The sequence below is a fragment of the Paracoccus limosus genome (assembly GCF_009711185.1).
Taxonomy (GTDB): Bacteria; Pseudomonadota; Alphaproteobacteria; order Rhodobacterales; family Rhodobacteraceae; genus Paracoccus; species Paracoccus limosus.
On record NZ_WMIF01000010.1, the window covers coordinates 112,491 to 129,232 of the forward strand.

A 16,742-nucleotide genomic window follows, 5' to 3' on the forward strand; every position below is an offset into this window, starting at 1 on the left:
AAGTGACTCGCGGCGGCAAGGGGCTGCCGGCATGAGCGGCGTGCAGATGATCCGCGTGACCGGCGACGAGGGCGAGCAGCGCCTTGACCGCTGGCTGAAGAAGCATTTTCCGCAGCTGACGCAGGGGGCCGTCGAAAAGATGTGCCGCACCGGCCAGCTGCGCGTCGATGGCGGCCGCGTCAAGGCCAACACCCGGATCGAGCCGGGGCAAGAGGTGCGTGTGCCGCCGATCCCCGACGGGACCGCGCCGGCGCCAGCGGCCAAGCCGCGCGTCAAGCCGTCCGATGCCGAGATGATCCAGTCCTGCGTCCTGTGGCGAGACGAGCATATCATCGCGCTGAACAAGCCGCCGGGGCTGCCGTCGCAGGGCGGCTCGGGGCAGGGCGACCGGCATGTCGACGGGCTGACCGAGGCGCTGATGTTTGGCTACAAGGACCGCCCGAAGCTGGTGCACCGGCTGGACAAGGACACCTCGGGCGTACTGCTGCTGGCGCGCACCGACCGGATCGCGCGCGCGCTGAGCGAGGCGTTCCGGCACCGGCTGACGCGCAAGATCTATTGGGCGGCGGTGGCGGGCGTGCCGCATCCGCGCATGGGCTCGATCAAATATGGCCTCGTCAAGGCGCCGGGTCGTGGTCGCGGCGGCGAGGGCGAAAAGATGATGGCCGTGCTGCCCGCCGAGGTCGCCACGACCGAGGGCGCCAAGCGCGCCCATACCGATTACGCAGTGCTTTCTGCCTTGGGCGGTCGGGTCGCCTGGGTGGCGATGGTCCCGATCACCGGCCGCACGCACCAACTGCGCGCGCATATGGCCGAAACCGGACATCCGATCGTCGGCGACGGCAAATACGGCGGTTCGGGTCAGGAAAACCTTGGCGATGGCTGGGGCGCGCAGCTGGGCGGCGAGATCAGCCGCAAGCTGCATCTGCACGCCCGGATGATCTGCTTTGAGCATCCGATCACCAAGAAGCTGATCACCATCACCGCGCCTTTGCCCGACCATATGGTCCGCACCTGGCAGACGCTTGGCTGGTCCGAGAATGACGTGCCGGAAGACCCGTTCGAGGAGGCCTGATGCATCTGATCCTGTTCGACATGGATGGCACGCTGATCGACAGCCGGGTCGAGATCACGCAATCCATGAACCGGGCGATGCAGATGGCCGGCCTGCCCGAGATGGACCCGGCGCAGATCCTGACCATCGTCGGCCTGTCGCTGCCGGTCGCCGTGGCCGAACTGCTGCCCGGCGCCAGCGCCGAGATGCAGGACCGCGTCGTCACCGGCTATCGCGAGGCCTTTATCCGCTTGCGCGCCGCAGGCCACCATCCGGCGCTTTATCCCGGCGCGCGCGATTGTCTGGATGCGCTTTTGTCGCGTGAGGATGTGTTTCTGGGCATCGCCACCGGCAAGCCGATGCGCGGGCTGATGGCGGTGCTGGATGCGCATGGCTTGCAGGGGCATTTCGTGACCCGACAATCGGCGGACGGGCACCCCTCGAAACCCAGCCCGGCGATGATCCATTCGGCGTTGTCCGAAACCGGGGCCCTGGCCACGCGCACGGCGATGATCGGCGACACCAGTTTCGACATGGACATGGCACGGGCGGCGGGCGTCGCCGGGTTCGGCGTCGATTGGGGCTATCACCCGCCCGAGGTGTTGCACCAGGCTGGCGCCCGGCTGGTCGCCCCCGATTACCCGGCGCTGACCGAGGCGCTGATGGGCTGGATGGCACAGGAGCAGATGGCATGAGCGAGTGGAAGGCACGGCGGTTCTGGAAGGCGGCCTCGGTCCGGCCCTGCGACGGCGGCTGGGAGATCATGCTGGACGACCGTCCGTTGCGCACGCCCGGAAAGCTGGCGCTGACCCTGCCGACCCGGGCATTGGCCGAGGCGGTCGCTGCGGAATGGGACGCGCCGGCCGATGTGATCGACCCGAACAAGATGCCCTTGACCCGCGCCGCCAATTCCGCGCTGGAGCGGGTGACGCCGCAATTCGAGGCCGTGGCCGATATGCTGGCCGATTACGGCGGCACCGATCTGCTGTGCTATCGCGCCGAGGCACCCGATGCATTGGTCGAGGCGCAGGCCGCCGGCTGGGATCCGCTGGTGGATTGGGCCGCGACCACGCTGGGGGCGCCGCTGCGCGTCACCCAGGGCGTGCTGCCGGTGGCGCAGGCCGACTCATCCCTGCTGAAATTGCGTGCAGAGGTCGGGGCACTTGACCCTCTGGGGCTGACGGCGCTGCATGATCTGGTCACGCTGCCCGGCTCGCTGATCCTTGGGCTGGCGGTGCTGCGCGGCCGGTTGAGCGTTGACGAGGCCTATGCCCTGTCGCGGATTGACGAAGAATTTCAGTCGGATCGCTGGGGGCGCGACGAGGATGCCGATGCCGCCGCCGCCGCAAGGTTGCAGGCGATGCGCGATGCCGACCGGCTTTGGCGGCTTAGTCGGCAGGCCTAGTCCCTTCGGCTTATTCCTTGACGCCTGTTCCTGCTTGGGCACAATGCCGCTTATGGGGGCATAAGGGCTCCTTGCCGCCAAGGGGGCTTGCGACCCGGCGTCGACAAGGTCCCGCAGGGGGCCAACGAACAGCAGAGAGGAACTCCATGAAGAAATTTGCATTCTTCGGCACGGTCGCGGCCATGGCCCTTGCGGCCACCGGCGCCCTTGCCGCCGAAGGCGACACGCTGAAAGAGGTCAAAGCCCGCGGCGTGCTGAACTGCGGGGTGAACACCGGCCTGATCGGCTTTGCGGCGCCTGATGCGAATGGCAACTGGTCGGGCTTTGACATCGCCTATTGCAAGGCGGTCGCCGCCGCCGTGCTGGGCGACCCGACCAAGATCAAGTTCGTTCCCACAACCGGCCAGACCCGGTTCACCGCGCTCAGCTCGGGCGAGGTGGACATTCTGGCGCGCAACTCGACCTGGACCTTCCAGCGCGACACCGACCTCAAGCTGGATTTCGTCGGCGTCAACTATTACGACGGTCAGGGCTTCATGGTGCGCAAGGATCTGGGCGTGAGCTCGGCCAAGGAATTGGACGGCGCCACCGTCTGCATCCAGACCGGCACCACGACCGAGCTGAACCTGGCCGATTACTTCAAGGCCAATGGCATGACCTATCAGCCGGTCAACATCGACAGCAATGCCGAGGGCGAACAGCAGTATATGGCCAAGGCCTGCGACGCCTATACCACCGACGCCTCGGGTCTGGCTGCGACCCGCGCCAGCTTTGCCGATCCCGAAAACCACATCATCCTGCCCGAGATCATCTCGAAAGAGCCGCTGGGGCCGGCGGTGCGTCATGGCGACAACAACTGGGGCGACATCGCGCGCTGGACGCTGTTTGCGCTGATCGCGGCCGAGGAATATGGTGTGACCTCGGCCAATATCGATGAGCTGGCGAAATCCTCGACCAACCCCGAGGTGCAGCGCCTGCTGGGCACCACCGACGATCTGGGCAAGATGATCGGGCTGGATGCCGAATGGGCCAAGCGCGCCATCAAGGCCGGCGGCAACTATGGCGAGATCTTTGCCGCCACCATCGGCGAGCAGACCCCGATCGGTCTGGCGCGCGGGCTGAACGCGCAATGGACCCAGGGTGGTCTGATGTATGCGATGCCGTTCCGCTGATCGGCACTCCTCGGGACGGGCGGCCTTTGGGTCGCCCGCTCTTTTTTCAAGACCGGCCAGTTAACAGGGCACAAGACCCGCCGCCGGCTTTCAGGGGGTTCAAAAATGGTGGATTATCCGGGGGTGGTCAAACCACCTTTCCGACTGTCGATGCTTGTCTATGATCGGCGCTATCGTTCGCTGACCATTCAGGCGGTCGTCTTTATCCTGGTCATGCTTGTCGCCGGCTGGCTGGTCGACAACACGCTGCGCAACCTTGCCATCATGGGCAAGACCTTCAGCTTTGATTTCCTGTTCCGGCGCGCGGGCTATGACATTCCGCAGCAGCTGATCCCCTATAATTCGGACGACACGCATCTGCGCGCGCTGGTGGTGGGGCTGCTGAATACCTTGCAGGTGTCGATCCTGGGCTGCATCTCGGCCACGGTGCTGGGCGTGGTGGTGGGCGTGCTGCGCCTGTCCTCGAACTGGCTGATCGCGCGGCTGATGACGGTCTATGTCGAGGTGTTCCGCAATATCCCGCTGCTGCTGTGGATTCTGGTGATTCTGGCGATATTCACCGAGATCATGCCGCCGCCCAACGCCTATCGCGGCGACAATCCGCAGGCGGGCATGCTGTTTTTCGACCTGATCGCCCCCACCAACCGCTATACCGCCATTCCGACGCTGGGCATGACCAACCCGCCCGGCACCATCGCTTTGGGGCGCGAGGGGATAAGCTGGGCCTTTGTCGCCTATGCCGTGGCGATCATCGCTGCCCTGACCATCCGGTATTTCGTGCTGCGCCGCGCCAAGCGCCTGCAGGATGAAACCGGCCGGCGCCCGACGACATGGTGGATCAATCTGGCGATCCTTCTGGTGCCGCTGGCGCTGCTGACATGGCATTTCGGCCTGCATCTGATCGCACCGGTCATGCGCGGCTTCAACTTTGTCGGCGGTATCAACCTGTCGAACAGTTTCGTGGTGCTGTGGCTGGCGCTGACGCTGTATACCGGCGCCTTTATTGCCGAGATCGTGCGCGCCGGTATCCTGTCGGTCAGCCGCGGTCAGTCCGAGGCCGCCGCCGCTTTGGGCCTGCGCCCGGGCCGGACGATGTCGCTGGTGATCCTGCCGCAGGCGCTGCGGGTGATCATCCCGCCGCTGATCTCGCAATATCTGAACCTGACCAAGAACAGCTCGCTGGCCATCGCCGTGGGCTTCATGGATCTGCGCGGCACGCTGGGCGGCACGACGCTGAACCAGACCGGCCGCGAGATGGAGTGCATGGTGCTGCTGATGGGCATCTATCTGCTGCTCAGCCTGCTGATTTCGGGCGGGATGAACATCTTCAACAGCCGCGTCAAGCTGAAGGAGCGGTGACATGAGCGATACACATGCCCAAACCGTCTCCTTTGTTCGTGACAGCATGTTGCCGCCCGAGCCGCCGCCGGCGGCGCAGGCCGGCGCCATCCGCTGGTTGCGCGAGAACCTGTTCTCGGGCCCGCTGAACATCCTGCTGACCCTCGTGGGCTTCGGCGTCCTGTGGCTGGTGGCCAGCACGATCTGGCCCTGGCTGTCGCATTCGGTGTGGAATGCCGGCAGCATGGCCGAATGCCGCAAGATCATCGCCGCGACTTGGGGCCCCGATGCCTCGGGCGCCTGTCTGGCGCTGATCAAGAACCGCTGGAACCAGTTCGTCTTTGGCTTTTACCCCTCGGCGCTGTATTGGCGGCCGGTGCTGGCCTTTGGCATGCTGTTTCTGGCGCTGGCGCCGGTGCTGTTTTCCGAAAGCCGCAGCGCAAGCCGCAGGGTGATGGCGCTGGCGGTGGTGCTGACATTCGTCATCGCGCAAATCCTTGGCGCGCCGGGGATGGCGCTGGTGCTGATGGCTTTGGCCATGCTGGCCTGGGTGGCGCTGATCGAGCTGCGTCCGGGTTGGGCGCTGCTGGCAAGCTGTCTTTATCCCTTTGTCGCGGTCTGGCTGCTGTGGGGCGGCAGTCTGTGGTCGCCGGCGATGGCGCTGGCCGGTTTTGTCATCGGCTATCTGGTCTGGCGGGCGCTGTCGCGGCTTGGGATGCTGGCCTTTGCGCTGGCGGTGCTCGCGGCGGCGGTCTGGTGGCTTTTGCTGTCGGGCTGGGTGGCGCAGGCGCTGGCGGCGGCGCTGCCCCTGCGTTTGCAGCCGGTATCCTCGGACCAGTTCGGCGGCTTCGTGCTGTCGATCACCATCGGCGTATCCGGCATCGCCATGTCGCTGCCGTTGGGGGTGATCCTTGCCTTGGCGCGGCGCTCGGACCTGCCGGTGGTCAAGATGTTTGCCGTGATGTTCATCGAGTTCATCCGGGGCGTGCCGCTGATCACGCTGCTGTTCGTGGCCTCGCTGCTGCTGAACTATTTCCTGCCGCCGGGGACGAATTTCGACATCATCCTGCGGGTCATCATCATGGTGACGCTGTTTGCTTCGGCCTATATGGCCGAGGTGATCCGCGGCGGGCTGGCGGCGCTGCCCAAGGGCCAATACGAGGCTGCTGATGCGCTGGGACTGGATTACTGGAAGGCGCAGCGGCTGATCATCCTGCCGCAGGCGCTGAAGATCTCCATCCCCGGCATCGTCTCGACCTTCATCGGCATGTTCAAGGACACCACGCTGGTCGTGTTCGTGGGCCTGTTCGATCCGCTGAAGGCCATGGCCGACACGATCCGCGCGAGCTTTGAATGGAAGGGCGCCTATTGGGAGCCCTATATCTTTGTCGGCTCGATCTTCTTCATCCTCTGCTTCGGCATGTCGCGTTACTCCATGTATCTGGAACGCCGGCTGAAGCGCGACCATCGCTGAGGAGCAGCACATGCAAACGCAGACCCAATCGCAGCTGGGCGGCCCGGCCATCGAGATCAGCAAGCTGAACAAATGGTATGGCACCTTTCACGTGCTGCGCGACGTCGACCTGACCGTGTCGCGCGGCGAGCGGATCGTCATCGCCGGCCCCTCGGGCTCGGGGAAATCGACGCTGATCCGCTGCATCAACCGGCTGGAGGAACATCAGGCGGGCCGGATTGTCGTCGATGGCACCGAACTGACCAATGACCTGAAGAACATCGACAAGGTGCGCTCCGAAGTCGGGATGGTGTTCCAGCATTTCAACCTGTTCCCGCATCTGACCATTCTGGAAAACTGCACGCTGGCTCCGATCTGGGTGCGCAAGATCCCCAAGAGGCAGGCCGAAGAGACGGCCATGCATTTCCTGACCAAGGTCAAGATCCCCGATCAGGCGCATAAATATCCCGGTCAGCTGTCGGGCGGGCAGCAGCAGCGGGTGGCCATTGCGCGCTCGCTGTGCATGAAGCCGCGCATCATGCTGTTCGATGAGCCGACCTCGGCGCTCGACCCCGAGATGATCAAGGAGGTTCTGGACACGATGATCGAGCTGGCCGAGGAGGGCATGACCATGCTGTGCGTCACCCATGAGATGGGCTTTGCGCAAGCGGTGGCGCATCGGGTGATCTTTATGGATCAGGGGCAGATCGTCGAGCAGAACACCCCGAGGGAGTTCTTCAACAACCCGCAGAGCGAGCGGACCAAGCTGTTCCTGTCGCAGATCCTTGGGCATTGAAGAGGGGGGCTGCGCGCCCCCCATCCGCCTGCGGCGGCTTCCCCCGCGGGATATTTTCCCACGAAAGAAAAAGGGGGCCGGTTGGGCCCCCTTGGTCATTTCGGTAGATCGCGATCAGAAGTGGATCGCGCGGCCATAGGCCGAGAGTACCGATTCATGCATCATCTCACTGAGCGTCGGGTGCGGGAAGACCGTCTCCATCAGCTCGGCCTCGGTGGTTTCGAGGGTGCGGCCGACGACATAGCCTTGGATCAGCTCGGTCACCTCGGCGCCGACCATATGGGCGCCCAGAAGCTCGCCGGTTTTGGCATCGAAGATGGTTTTGACCAGACCTTCGGGTTCGCCAAGGGCGATGGCCTTGCCGTTGCCGATGAAGGGGAAGCGGCCGACCTTGATGTCGTAGCCTGCGGCTTTCGCCTTTTCCTCGGTCAGGCCGACAGAGGCGACTTGCGGGTTGCAATAGGTGCAGCCCGGGATCGAGTTCGGCTTGATCGGGTGGGGATGCTGACCGGCGATCAGCTCGGCCACCATGACGCCTTCGTGGCTGGCCTTGTGGGCAAGCCAGGGCGCGCCGGCCACGTCGCCGATGGCGTAGAGCCCGTCGACTCCGGTGCGGCAATATTCGTCGGTGACGACATGGGTGCGGTCAAGCTTGACGCCCAGCTTCTCGAGCCCAAGGTTTTCCACATTGCCGACGATGCCCACGGCCGAGATGACCGTGTCGAATTCCTGCGTCTCGGTCTTGCCGTCCTTCTCGATATGGGCGGTGACCTTGCCGGGGGCGCGGTCCAGTTTCTTGACCGTGGCCTTTTCGATGATCTTCATGCCCTGTTTGACGAACTGCTTTTTCGCCAGGGCCGAGATTTCCGCATCTTCGACCGGCAGCACGCGGTCCATCACCTCGACAACCGTGGTGTCTGCGCCGAGCGTGTTGAAGAAGCTGGCGAATTCGATGCCGATGGCGCCCGAGCCGATGACCAGCAGCTTTTTCGGCGTCCGCGGCGGCTGCAGCGCGTGCTTGTAGTTCCAGACCAGATCGCCGTCGGCTTCAAGGCCGGGCAGGTTGCGGGCGCGGGCGCCGGTGGCCAGAACGATGGCCTTGCCGGTGACGTCTTCGCTGCCCTTGTCGGTCTTGACCGAGAGCTTGCCGGGCGCGGTCAGCGTCGCCTCGCCCATAATCACGGTGACCTTGTTTTTCTTCAGCAGGTGACCGACGCCGCCGGCCAGTTGCTTGGCCACGCCGCGCGAGCGCTGCACGACCGCGCCCAGATCATAGCCGGCCTTTTCGACCGAAAGGCCGAATTCCTTGGCGCGGTGCATGAGGTGGAACACCTCGGCCGAGCGCAGCAGCGCCTTGGTGGGGATACAGCCCCAGTTCAGGCAGATACCGCCCAGATGTTCGCGTTCGATCACCGCGACCTTGAGGCCCAGCTGGGCCCCTCGAATGGCGCAGACATAGCCGCCCGGGCCGGAACCGATCACCACCATGTCGAAGGATTGCGCCATGGAATTCCCCCTCTCGCAAAAACTAGTTCAGCGTTAAATCATTTCTCAGAGGTCGGCAAGCGACAGCTTGCCCGACACCAGCGCGCCATAGCCGCCGGCCTGCATCACCCGGTCCTCGGCTTCGGTCGGGGTGCGGCCCAGAGCAGCATTGCGCCATGGAAAGCGGCCAAAGCGGGCGATGGTGTCGCGGTGCAGGATGGCGTGACGTTCATTCTCGCCGGGCATGAATTGGGAAAACAGTTCGACCCCGCGGTTCTGGTCATCGAGGTTTTCGCTGTGTTCGAAGGGCAGGTAAAAGAACTGCCGGGCCGGCGGGTCGATGCGCAGGTCATGGCCGGCGGCCACCGCCTGATCGGCAAGGCGCAGCGCCAGCGCATCGGTGGCAAAGGCGCGGATGTCGCCCCGGAACATGTTGCGGGGAAACTGATCGGTCAGGATCAGCGCCGCCAGCGCGCCTTCGGGCGTATCGGTCCAGGTGGGGGCAAGGGACTCGGCCTGTTGCCAGCTGGTCAGGAAACGGTCGCGGATCGTCTGGTCCAGTGCCTCCGAGGCCAGATACCAGCCATCGGGGCCGACCTCGTCCAGCCAAAAGCGGGTGATCTGGGCCGGGGTGGCGGTTGGCTCGCTCATGGCGCTGTCTCCTCCTTATGTCGGAGGGATGGTTGCAGAGCCGGGCGGGGGCCGCAAGCCCCGCCGGTGCTCAGCCGGCCGGTCGCGCGGGATCATCCGACCCGGCGGTTTCCAGCGCCGCCTCGACCGCGATCGGGGTGGCCGAGGGGGCGATGACGGCAAAGTTCTGATCCTGCGCCGGGGTTGGCCGGCGGGTGCGACGCCAACCGGCATAGAGCGCGAGCAGCAGCAGAAGCGCGCCGATATAGGCCCAGAACCCGTCCGGCCCCATCATCGACATCAGCTTGCCGGTGATCAGCGGGCCGGTCATCGCGCCGACGCCGTTGATGAACAACAGCCCCGCCGAGGCCGCCGCCATGTCCTTGGCTTCGAGAAAGTCGTTGGTATAGGCCAGAAGCAGCGAATAGACCGGGTTCGCGACGCCGCCGATGATCGCGGCGGTGGCGAGCAGACCCCAGATGCCCGGCTTGACCGCCAGCGTGATGCCGCAGGCGGCAAAGCCCAGCACCGCAAGGCCCAGCACGATCATGCGCCGGTCGCTGTGGTCCGACAGCCAGCCGATCGGATATTGCAGCACCAGCCCGCCGACATAGATTGCCGCGACGAAGGCCGAGATCTGGCCGACGCTGAGCCCCTTGGCAGACCCCCAGACCGAGGCCATGCCGAAGATCGCCGAGAATACACCGCCCATCAGGAAGATCCCGATGCAGCCCAGAGGCGAGACGCGGAACAGCGTCGCAAAGCTCATGCGCTGGATGGTGGCGAATTGCGGCGCCGGCTGCGTCGACAGCAGGATCGGCAGAAAGGCAAAGCTGACCAGAACCGAGGGGATCACGAACAGCAGATAGCCGGCCGGATCGGCGGTGTTCATCAGAAGCTGCGCGCCGATGATGCCCAGCATCTGCACGATCATATAGGCCGACAGCGCCTGCCCGCGGGTTTCGTTGGTGGCGCTGGCGTTCAGCCAGCTTTCGGCGGTGATATAGACGCCCGAGAAGCAGAAACCGATCATCAGCCGCTCCAGCGACCAGATCCGCCAGTCGGGGGCGACGGCATAGAGAATCAGCAGCGACGAGATCACCGACCCCAGCGCGGCAAAGACCCGGACATGGCCGACCTTCTGGATCATGCCCGGCACGGTGCGCGACCCCAGCAGGAAGCCGCCGAAATACGAGGCCATGACCACCGACATCTGTTCGGTGTGGATGCCCTCGATCTTGCCCCGGATGCCCAGCAGGGTGCCCTGCATCCCGTTCCCGACCATCAGCAGCAGGATGCCCAGAAGCAGGGGCCAGGTGGTGCGCAGCACCGTCGACATGATCAGTTCCTTTACGGGATCAGCAGCGACGCATCGCCGTAGCTGAAAAAGCGATAGCCCGAGTCGACCGCGTGGCGATAGAGCCGGCGAACCCGATCCTGCCCCATCAGTGCCGAGACGAGCATGAGCAAAGTCGACTTCGGAAGGTGGAAATTCGTCATCAGCGCGTCGGTTATCCGGAAACGATAGCCGGGATAGATGAAGATTTCGGTGACGCCGCTGAAAGGTTGCACCTGACCGGCCGTATCGGCCGCTGATTCGATCAGGCGCAGTGCGGTGGTGCCGACCGGGATCACGCGCCCGCCAGCCGCATGCGTGCGGTTGATCGCCTCGGCCGCCTCGGCGGTGACCTCGCCCCATTCGCCATGCATTTTGTGCGTGGTCACGTCCTCGACCTTGACGGGCAGGAAGGTGCCGGCGCCGACATGCAGCGTGACATGAACGAATTCGACGCCGCGCGCGCGCAGGCGTTCCAGCAGCGGCGCGTCGAAATGCAGGCTGGCGGTCGGGGCGGCCACCGCGCCCGAATTGCGCGCCCAGACCGTCTGGTAATCCTGCCGGTCCGATTCGTCGGGCGCACGCAGCGCCGCGATATAGGGGGGCAGGGGCATGGCGCCGACCTGAGCCAGCGCCGCGTCGAACGCCTCGCCCGTCGCGTCAAAGCGCAGGATCAGCGCCGCATCGGCGATCTCGACCACCTCGGCCGACAGCGCCTCGCCAAAGCGGATGGTCTCGCCCGGTTTCAGCTTGCGCAGCGGTTTCGCCAGCGCCTTCCAGCCCTGCGCCACGGGTTCCAGCAAGGTGACCTCGATCCCGGCCACCGCCTCGCCCTGTGGCGTCGTCCGGGTGCGCTGGCCGCTCAGCCGGGCCGGTATCACCTTGGTATCGTTCAGAACCAGCAGGTCGCCCGGACCCAGCAGGTCGGGCAGATCGCCGACATGCAGGTCGCGCGTCTCGTCACCCTGAGCCAGCAGCAGCCGCGCGGCGCTGCGGGGGCGGGCGGGGCGCGTGGCGATCAGCGCTTCGGGCAGGTGAAAGTCGAAATCATCCAGTTTCATGGCCGGGTATCTGGCCCCGGCGCGCCCGAGAATCAAGCATTGCTGACAGGCCGCGGCGTAAGGTCGTTGCGATAGGTTAGGGAAAAACTCGGCTTTACTTTTCTGACCGATTTGGTAGGTTTCGACGACAACCCGAGGTGAGCCATGATCATCTGCCATTGCACCCAGATCTCGGACCACGACATCCGTGCCGCGGTGGATTGGATGCGCGCGTCGGACCCGGAAACCATCATCACCCCGGGCAAGATCTATCACGCCCTTGGCAAGCGCGCCGATTGCGGCGGCTGTATGCCTTTGTTTCTAGACACCATGCGCGAATGCGATAGTTTGGCCGTGCCCCCCGTACTTCGGGGTCTGAGAGCCAAGCGCATAGGAGCAAGTCATGAAGGGCGACGCCAAAGTCATCGAGTATCTCAACGCGGCGCTGCGGTCTGAACTGACTGCCGTCAGCCAATACTGGCTTCACTACCGGCTGCAGGACGACTGGGGTTTCGGCAAGATTGCCGACAAGTCGCGCGCCGAGTCGATCGAAGAGATGCATCACGCCGACCGCCTGATCCAGCGAATCATCTTTCTGGAGGGCCATCCGAACCTGCAAAAGCTGGACCCGCTGCGCATCGGCCAGAACCTCAAGGAAACGCTGGAATCCGATCTGGCGGCCGAGCATGACGCCCGTACCCTTTACATCGAGGCGCGCGACTATTGCGATTCGGTCAAGGATTACGTCAGCAAGGACCTGTTCGAGGATCTGATCGCCGACGAGGAAGGCCATATCGATTTTCTGGAAACCCAGCTCGATCTTTACGAAAGCATCGGCGCCCAGAACTATGGCCATCTCAACGCCAAACCGGCCAGCGAAGCCGAGTGAACCAGCCGGAACTGACCGGATCAGGGGGCCCTGCGGCCCCCTTTTTCATGTCCAGCGTTCAGCAGCCCAGCCATGCGGCGGCCAGCTTTGGCAGGTCGTCGAAATGCGCCAGCATCGCCTCGGGGGCCAGCCGCGACAGCGCCTCGCCCTCGGGGCCAAAGGCCACCAGCGCCACCGGCACGCCTGCGGCGGCAGCCGTCTTGCGGTCGGTCTCGGTGTCGCCGACCAGAAAGGATTGCGCGACCGTGCCGCCCGCGCCCGTGACGGCGGCCTGATAGGGGCGGGGGTCGGGCTTGCGCACCGGCAGCGTGTCGGCACCGATCATGGCGGCAAAGCGGTCGCGGATGCCCAATTCACGCAACAGCACCTCGGCCAGCGCCTCGGGCTTGTTGGTGCAGACGGCCAGCCGGTGGCCGTCGCCCGCCAGCCGGTCCAAGGCCGCCTCGGTGCCGGGATAAAGCCGGGTGTGGCGGGCGATGTCCTGACCATAGAATTCCAGCAGGCGCGGATAATCCTCGTCCTCGGCGCCGGGCGGCAGCAGCGTATCGGCGCCGATGCGGCCATAGCCCGCGCGCAGCATCGCTCGCCCGCCGTGGAACGCGATCAGCGCGTCATCGACCGGATGCAGCAGATCGCCCAGACCGCGCGCCTGAAAGCAGGCATTGGCCGCCGCGATCAGGTCGCCCGAAGTGTCGGCCAGCGTCCCGTCCAGATCAAAGACCACCGTTCCCGCCATGCTGTAACCTTCCGTCAAGATGTTTGATCCGCCGGGGCCTTCCCCCGATGCTGCCCCCTAGGTAGAACGCGCAGACAAGAGATAAAACAGACAAGAGGCAGAGATGACGGACAATCCCGCAGCCCTTATCGTTCTGGCAGCCGGGCAGGGCAGCCGGATGCAGTCCGATTTGCCCAAGGTGCTGCACCGTCTGGCCGCCGTGCCTCTGGTCGGACATGCGCTGGCCGTGGGGCGCGCGCTGGAGCCTGCGCAGATCGTCGTCGTGGCGGGGCATGGCGCGGATCAGGTCCGCAAGGCCGTGGCCAAGCTCGAGCCCGACGCGCAGATCGCCCTGCAAGAGGAACAGCTTGGCACCGGCCATGCCGTTTTGCAGGCAATGCCGCTCTTGCAGGACTTTCAGGGCCGGGTGATCGTGCTTTACGGCGATACGCCCTTTATCGGCGAGGACACGCTGCTGGCGCTGGCCAGCCATCCGGCGGATGTGGTGGTGCTGGGCTTCGAGGCTGCCGATCCGGGGCGTTACGGTCGCCTCGTGACCGGGCCCGAGGGGTTGGAGCGGATCGTCGAGTTCAAGGATGCCGATGCCGCGACGCGCGCGATCCGGCTGGTGAACTCGGGCGTGATGGCCGCCGACGCGGATCTGTTGCGTGATATCCTGCCGCGTCTGGGCAACCAGAATGCCTCGGGGGAATACTACCTGACCGATGTGGTGGCGCTGGCCCGCGCGCAGGGGCGGCGGGTCGAGGTGGTGACCTGCGACGAAGAGGAAACGCTGGGCATCAACACCCGCGCCGAACTGGCCGAGGCCGAGGCGGCCTTTCAGGCCCGCGCCCGCGCCCGCGCGCTGGAGGACGGCGTGACGCTGAGCGATCCGGCGACGGTCTGGTTTGCGCTGGACACCTGCATCGGTCGCGATGCGATCATCGGCCAGAACGTGGTCTTTGGCCCCGGCGTCACCGTGGAAAGCGGAGCCGAGATCCTGCCCTTCTGCCATCTCGAAGGCTGCCATGTCAGTGCCGGCGCCACGGTCGGCCCCTTTGCCCGGCTGCGTCCGGGGGCCGAGCTGGGTGGCGATGTCCATGTCGGCAACTTCGTCGAGATCAAGAATTCGGTTCTGGCCGAGGGCGTCAAGGTGGGCCACCTGACCTATCTGGGCGACGCCCAGATCGGCGAGCGCACCAATATCGGCGCCGGCACCGTGACCTGCAATTACGACGGCGTGAGCAAGCACCGCACCCAGATCGGCGCCGATGCCTTCATCGGCTCGGACACCATGCTGGTGGCCCCGGTTCGGGTCGGCGCGCGGGCCATGACCGGCTCGGGCTCTGTCATTACCGAGGACGTGCCGGATGAGGCGCTGGCGCTGGGTCGCGCCAAGCAGGTGACCAAGCCCGGCCTTGCCACGCGCCTGATGCAGGCGCTGCGCCAGAAGAAGGGGAACTGACATGTGCGGCATCATCGGCATTCTTGGCCATCACGAAGTCGCGCCCCAGCTGGTTGAGGCACTGAAACGGCTGGAATATCGCGGCTATGACAGCGCGGGCGTTGCCACCGTCGATGCGGCGGGGCAGCTGGCCCGGCGTCGGGCGGTGGGCAAGCTGGTCAACCTGTCCGACCGGCTGGTGCATGAACCCCTGACCGGGCACAGCGGCATCGGCCACACCCGCTGGGCCACGCATGGCGCCGCGACCGAGGTGAACGCGCATCCGCATCGCCGTGGCCCGGTCGCCGTCGTCCACAATGGCATCATCGAGAATTTCCGCGAGCTGCGCGATGAGGTCATTGCGCTGGGCCTGCACCCGGAATCGCAGACCGATACCGAGACGGTCGCGCTGTTGACCGCATGGCACATGGATCAGGGCATGGACCCGGTCGAGGCGGCGCGGGCGACGCTGTCGCGGCTGGAAGGCGCCTTTGCGCTGGCGTTCCTCTTTGAGGGCGAGACTGATCTGATGATCGCCGCCCGCCGGGGCAGCCCTCTGGCGCTGGGCCATGGCAATGGCGAGATGTTCCTGGGCTCGGACGCAATTGCGCTGGCGCCCTTTACCGATCGCATCACCTATCTTGAGGATGGCGATCACGCCGTGATCCGCCGCGCGGGGGCCGAGATCTTCGACGCAGCCGTCCGTCCCGCCAATCGCGAGATCGCCCAGATCGACGTTGGCGCCACCCAGATCGACAAGGGCGGCTATCGCCATTTCATGGCCAAGGAAATCGCCGAACAGCCGGTGGTTCTAGGCGATGCGCTTAGCCATTACATCAAGGGCGACCGGATCGTGCTGCCGGAATCGCTGGATTTCCGCGATGTGGACCGCCTGACCCTCGTCGGCTGCGGCACCGCCTATTATGCCGCCCATGTCGCGCGTTACTGGTTCGAAAGCCTTGCCGGGCTGCCCTGCGATCTGGATGTGGCCTCGGAATTCCGCTACCGCGAGCCGCCGCTGTCGCCGAAAAGCTGGGCGCTGTTCGTCAGCCAGTCGGGCGAGACCGCCGACACGCTGGCCGCGCTGCATTACGCCCGGGGCAAGGTCGCCAAGACCGTGGGCGTGGTCAATGTCGGCACTTCGGCGATCGCACGCGATGCCGATATCGCCCTGCCGACGCTGGCGGGGATCGAGGTCGGCGTGGCCTCGTCCAAAGCCTTTACCTGCCAATTGGCCGTCCTGGCGGTGCTGGCGCTGAAGGCGGCGCGGGATCGCGGCCGGCTGAGCGATGCCGAGTTGCGCCAGCATCTGGACGACCTGCGCGCGTTGCCGGGGCTGATGAATCAGGCCCTGGCGGTCAGCGACGAATGCCGCCGTATGGCCGGCTGGCTCTCCGAGGCGCAGGATGTGCTGTATCTGGGGCGTGGGCCGCTTTATCCGGTCGCGCTCGAAGGCGCGCTGAAGCTCAAGGAGTTGAGCTATATCCATGCCGAAGGCTATGCCTCGGGCGAGCTGAAGCACGGGCCCATCGCCCTGATCGACCGCAATGTGCCGGTGGTCGTGCTGGCGCCGCGCGATGCGCTGTTCGAAAAGACCGTCTCGAACATGCAAGAGGTGATGGCCCGGCACGGGCAGGTGCTGCTGATCTCGGATGCCGAGGGGGTCGCGCGCGGTGGCCATGGCGTTCATGCCAGCCTGAACATGCCGACCGGCGGTGGCCTGTTCCAGCCGGTGCTTTACGCCGTGCCGATGCAATATCTGGCCTACCATACCGCCGTCGCCAAGGGCACGGATGTGGACCAGCCGCGCAATCTGGCGAAATCGGTGACGGTCGAATAGCCGGGGGCGCTCCCCCTTCCTAGGCCGTGTTGACAAAAGGGGTTCCGTTGGCAGTCGTCCTATGATTCAAGCTCATCTCTGCTTGGGAGATGGGCTTGGCGCGCAACCTGATATCCGACGATGAGTGGGCCTTCTTCGAGGGCTT

At 65.3% G+C, this 16,742-nt stretch carries 16 protein-coding genes; 11 read left to right on the forward strand and 5 right to left on the reverse strand.

What is annotated here, in order from left to right; genetic code table 11:
• Positions 1-31: 31 nt before the first annotated feature.
• From GL279_RS09310 to GL279_RS09340, 7 genes are all read left to right on the forward strand, one after another.
• Positions 32-1,075, forward strand: coding sequence for an RluA family pseudouridine synthase (locus GL279_RS09310; protein ID WP_155064351.1), 1,044 nt, complete (start codon positions 32-34; stop codon positions 1,073-1,075).
• The gene (locus GL279_RS09315; protein WP_155064352.1) at positions 1,075-1,749 is read left to right on the forward strand and encodes an HAD-IA family hydrolase; all 675 of its coding nucleotides are present in this window, start codon (positions 1,075-1,077) and stop codon (positions 1,747-1,749) included. Before GL279_RS09310 ends, GL279_RS09315 begins: the two co-directional genes overlap by 1 nt.
• The gene (locus tag GL279_RS09320) at positions 1,746-2,459 is read left to right on the forward strand and encodes an ATP12 family chaperone protein (protein ID WP_155064353.1); all 714 of its coding nucleotides are present in this window, start codon (positions 1,746-1,748) and stop codon (positions 2,457-2,459) included. Before GL279_RS09315 ends, GL279_RS09320 begins: the two co-directional genes overlap by 4 nt.
• A gap of 146 nt (positions 2,460-2,605) precedes the next feature.
• A complete protein-coding gene (locus GL279_RS09325; RefSeq protein ID WP_155064354.1) occupies positions 2,606-3,631 on the forward strand; it encodes an amino acid ABC transporter substrate-binding protein in 1,026 nt (341 codons plus the stop codon).
• Positions 3,632-3,736: 105 nt separating this feature from the next.
• On the forward strand, positions 3,737-4,990 hold the full coding sequence (locus tag GL279_RS09330; RefSeq protein ID WP_155064355.1) for an amino acid ABC transporter permease: 1,254 nt from the start codon (positions 3,737-3,739) through the stop codon (positions 4,988-4,990).
• 1 nt (position 4,991) lies between these two features.
• Positions 4,992-6,443, forward strand: a complete 1,452-nt coding sequence (locus GL279_RS09335) for an amino acid ABC transporter permease (RefSeq protein ID WP_155064356.1) — start codon at positions 4,992-4,994, stop codon at positions 6,441-6,443.
• A 10-nt stretch (positions 6,444-6,453) separates the two neighbouring features.
• Positions 6,454-7,218, forward strand: a complete 765-nt coding sequence (locus GL279_RS09340) for an amino acid ABC transporter ATP-binding protein (protein WP_155064357.1) — start codon at positions 6,454-6,456, stop codon at positions 7,216-7,218.
• 114 nt (positions 7,219-7,332) lie between these two features.
• Here GL279_RS09340 and lpdA read toward each other — a convergent pair whose 3' ends face one another.
• The 4 genes from lpdA to queA form a co-directional block, all read right to left on the reverse strand.
• Entirely contained in the window at positions 7,333-8,724 is a 1,392-nt protein-coding gene (lpdA, locus tag GL279_RS09345) for a dihydrolipoyl dehydrogenase (protein ID WP_155064358.1), read from the reverse strand.
• 45 nt (positions 8,725-8,769) lie between these two features.
• Positions 8,770-9,354, reverse strand: coding sequence for a DUF924 family protein (locus GL279_RS09350; RefSeq protein ID WP_155064359.1), 585 nt, complete (start codon positions 9,352-9,354; stop codon positions 8,770-8,772).
• A 70-nt stretch (positions 9,355-9,424) separates the two neighbouring features.
• Positions 9,425-10,672: an MFS transporter gene (locus GL279_RS09355; protein ID WP_155064360.1), complete on the reverse strand. Its 1,248-nt coding sequence runs from the start codon at positions 10,670-10,672 to the stop codon at positions 9,425-9,427.
• An 11-nt stretch (positions 10,673-10,683) separates the two neighbouring features.
• Positions 10,684-11,730 (reverse strand): tRNA preQ1(34) S-adenosylmethionine ribosyltransferase-isomerase QueA, encoded by a 1,047-nt coding sequence (gene queA / locus GL279_RS09360; protein ID WP_155064361.1) that lies wholly within the window; start codon positions 11,728-11,730, stop codon positions 10,684-10,686.
• A gap of 144 nt (positions 11,731-11,874) precedes the next feature.
• Here queA and GL279_RS09365 point away from each other — a divergent pair, with 144 nt between their 5' ends.
• A complete protein-coding gene (locus GL279_RS09365) occupies positions 11,875-12,165 on the forward strand; it encodes a (2Fe-2S)-binding protein (protein ID WP_155064362.1) in 291 nt (96 codons plus the stop codon).
• The gene (gene bfr / locus GL279_RS09370) at positions 12,113-12,598 is read left to right on the forward strand and encodes a bacterioferritin (RefSeq protein WP_155064363.1); all 486 of its coding nucleotides are present in this window, start codon (positions 12,113-12,115) and stop codon (positions 12,596-12,598) included. Before GL279_RS09365 ends, bfr begins: the two co-directional genes overlap by 53 nt.
• A gap of 58 nt (positions 12,599-12,656) precedes the next feature.
• Here bfr and GL279_RS09375 read toward each other — a convergent pair whose 3' ends face one another.
• Entirely contained in the window at positions 12,657-13,334 is a 678-nt protein-coding gene (locus GL279_RS09375; protein ID WP_155064364.1) for an HAD-IA family hydrolase, read from the reverse strand.
• 103 nt (positions 13,335-13,437) lie between these two features.
• On the opposite strand from GL279_RS09375, the gene glmU reads away from it, so the two are divergent.
• Both glmU and glmS read left to right on the forward strand, forming a co-directional pair.
• The gene (gene glmU, locus GL279_RS09380) at positions 13,438-14,778 is read left to right on the forward strand and encodes a bifunctional UDP-N-acetylglucosamine diphosphorylase/glucosamine-1-phosphate N-acetyltransferase GlmU (RefSeq protein ID WP_155064365.1); all 1,341 of its coding nucleotides are present in this window, start codon (positions 13,438-13,440) and stop codon (positions 14,776-14,778) included.
• 1 nt (position 14,779) lies between these two features.
• On the forward strand, positions 14,780-16,597 hold the full coding sequence (glmS, locus tag GL279_RS09385) for a glutamine--fructose-6-phosphate transaminase (isomerizing) (protein WP_155064366.1): 1,818 nt from the start codon (positions 14,780-14,782) through the stop codon (positions 16,595-16,597).
• Positions 16,598-16,742 lie beyond the last annotated feature (145 nt).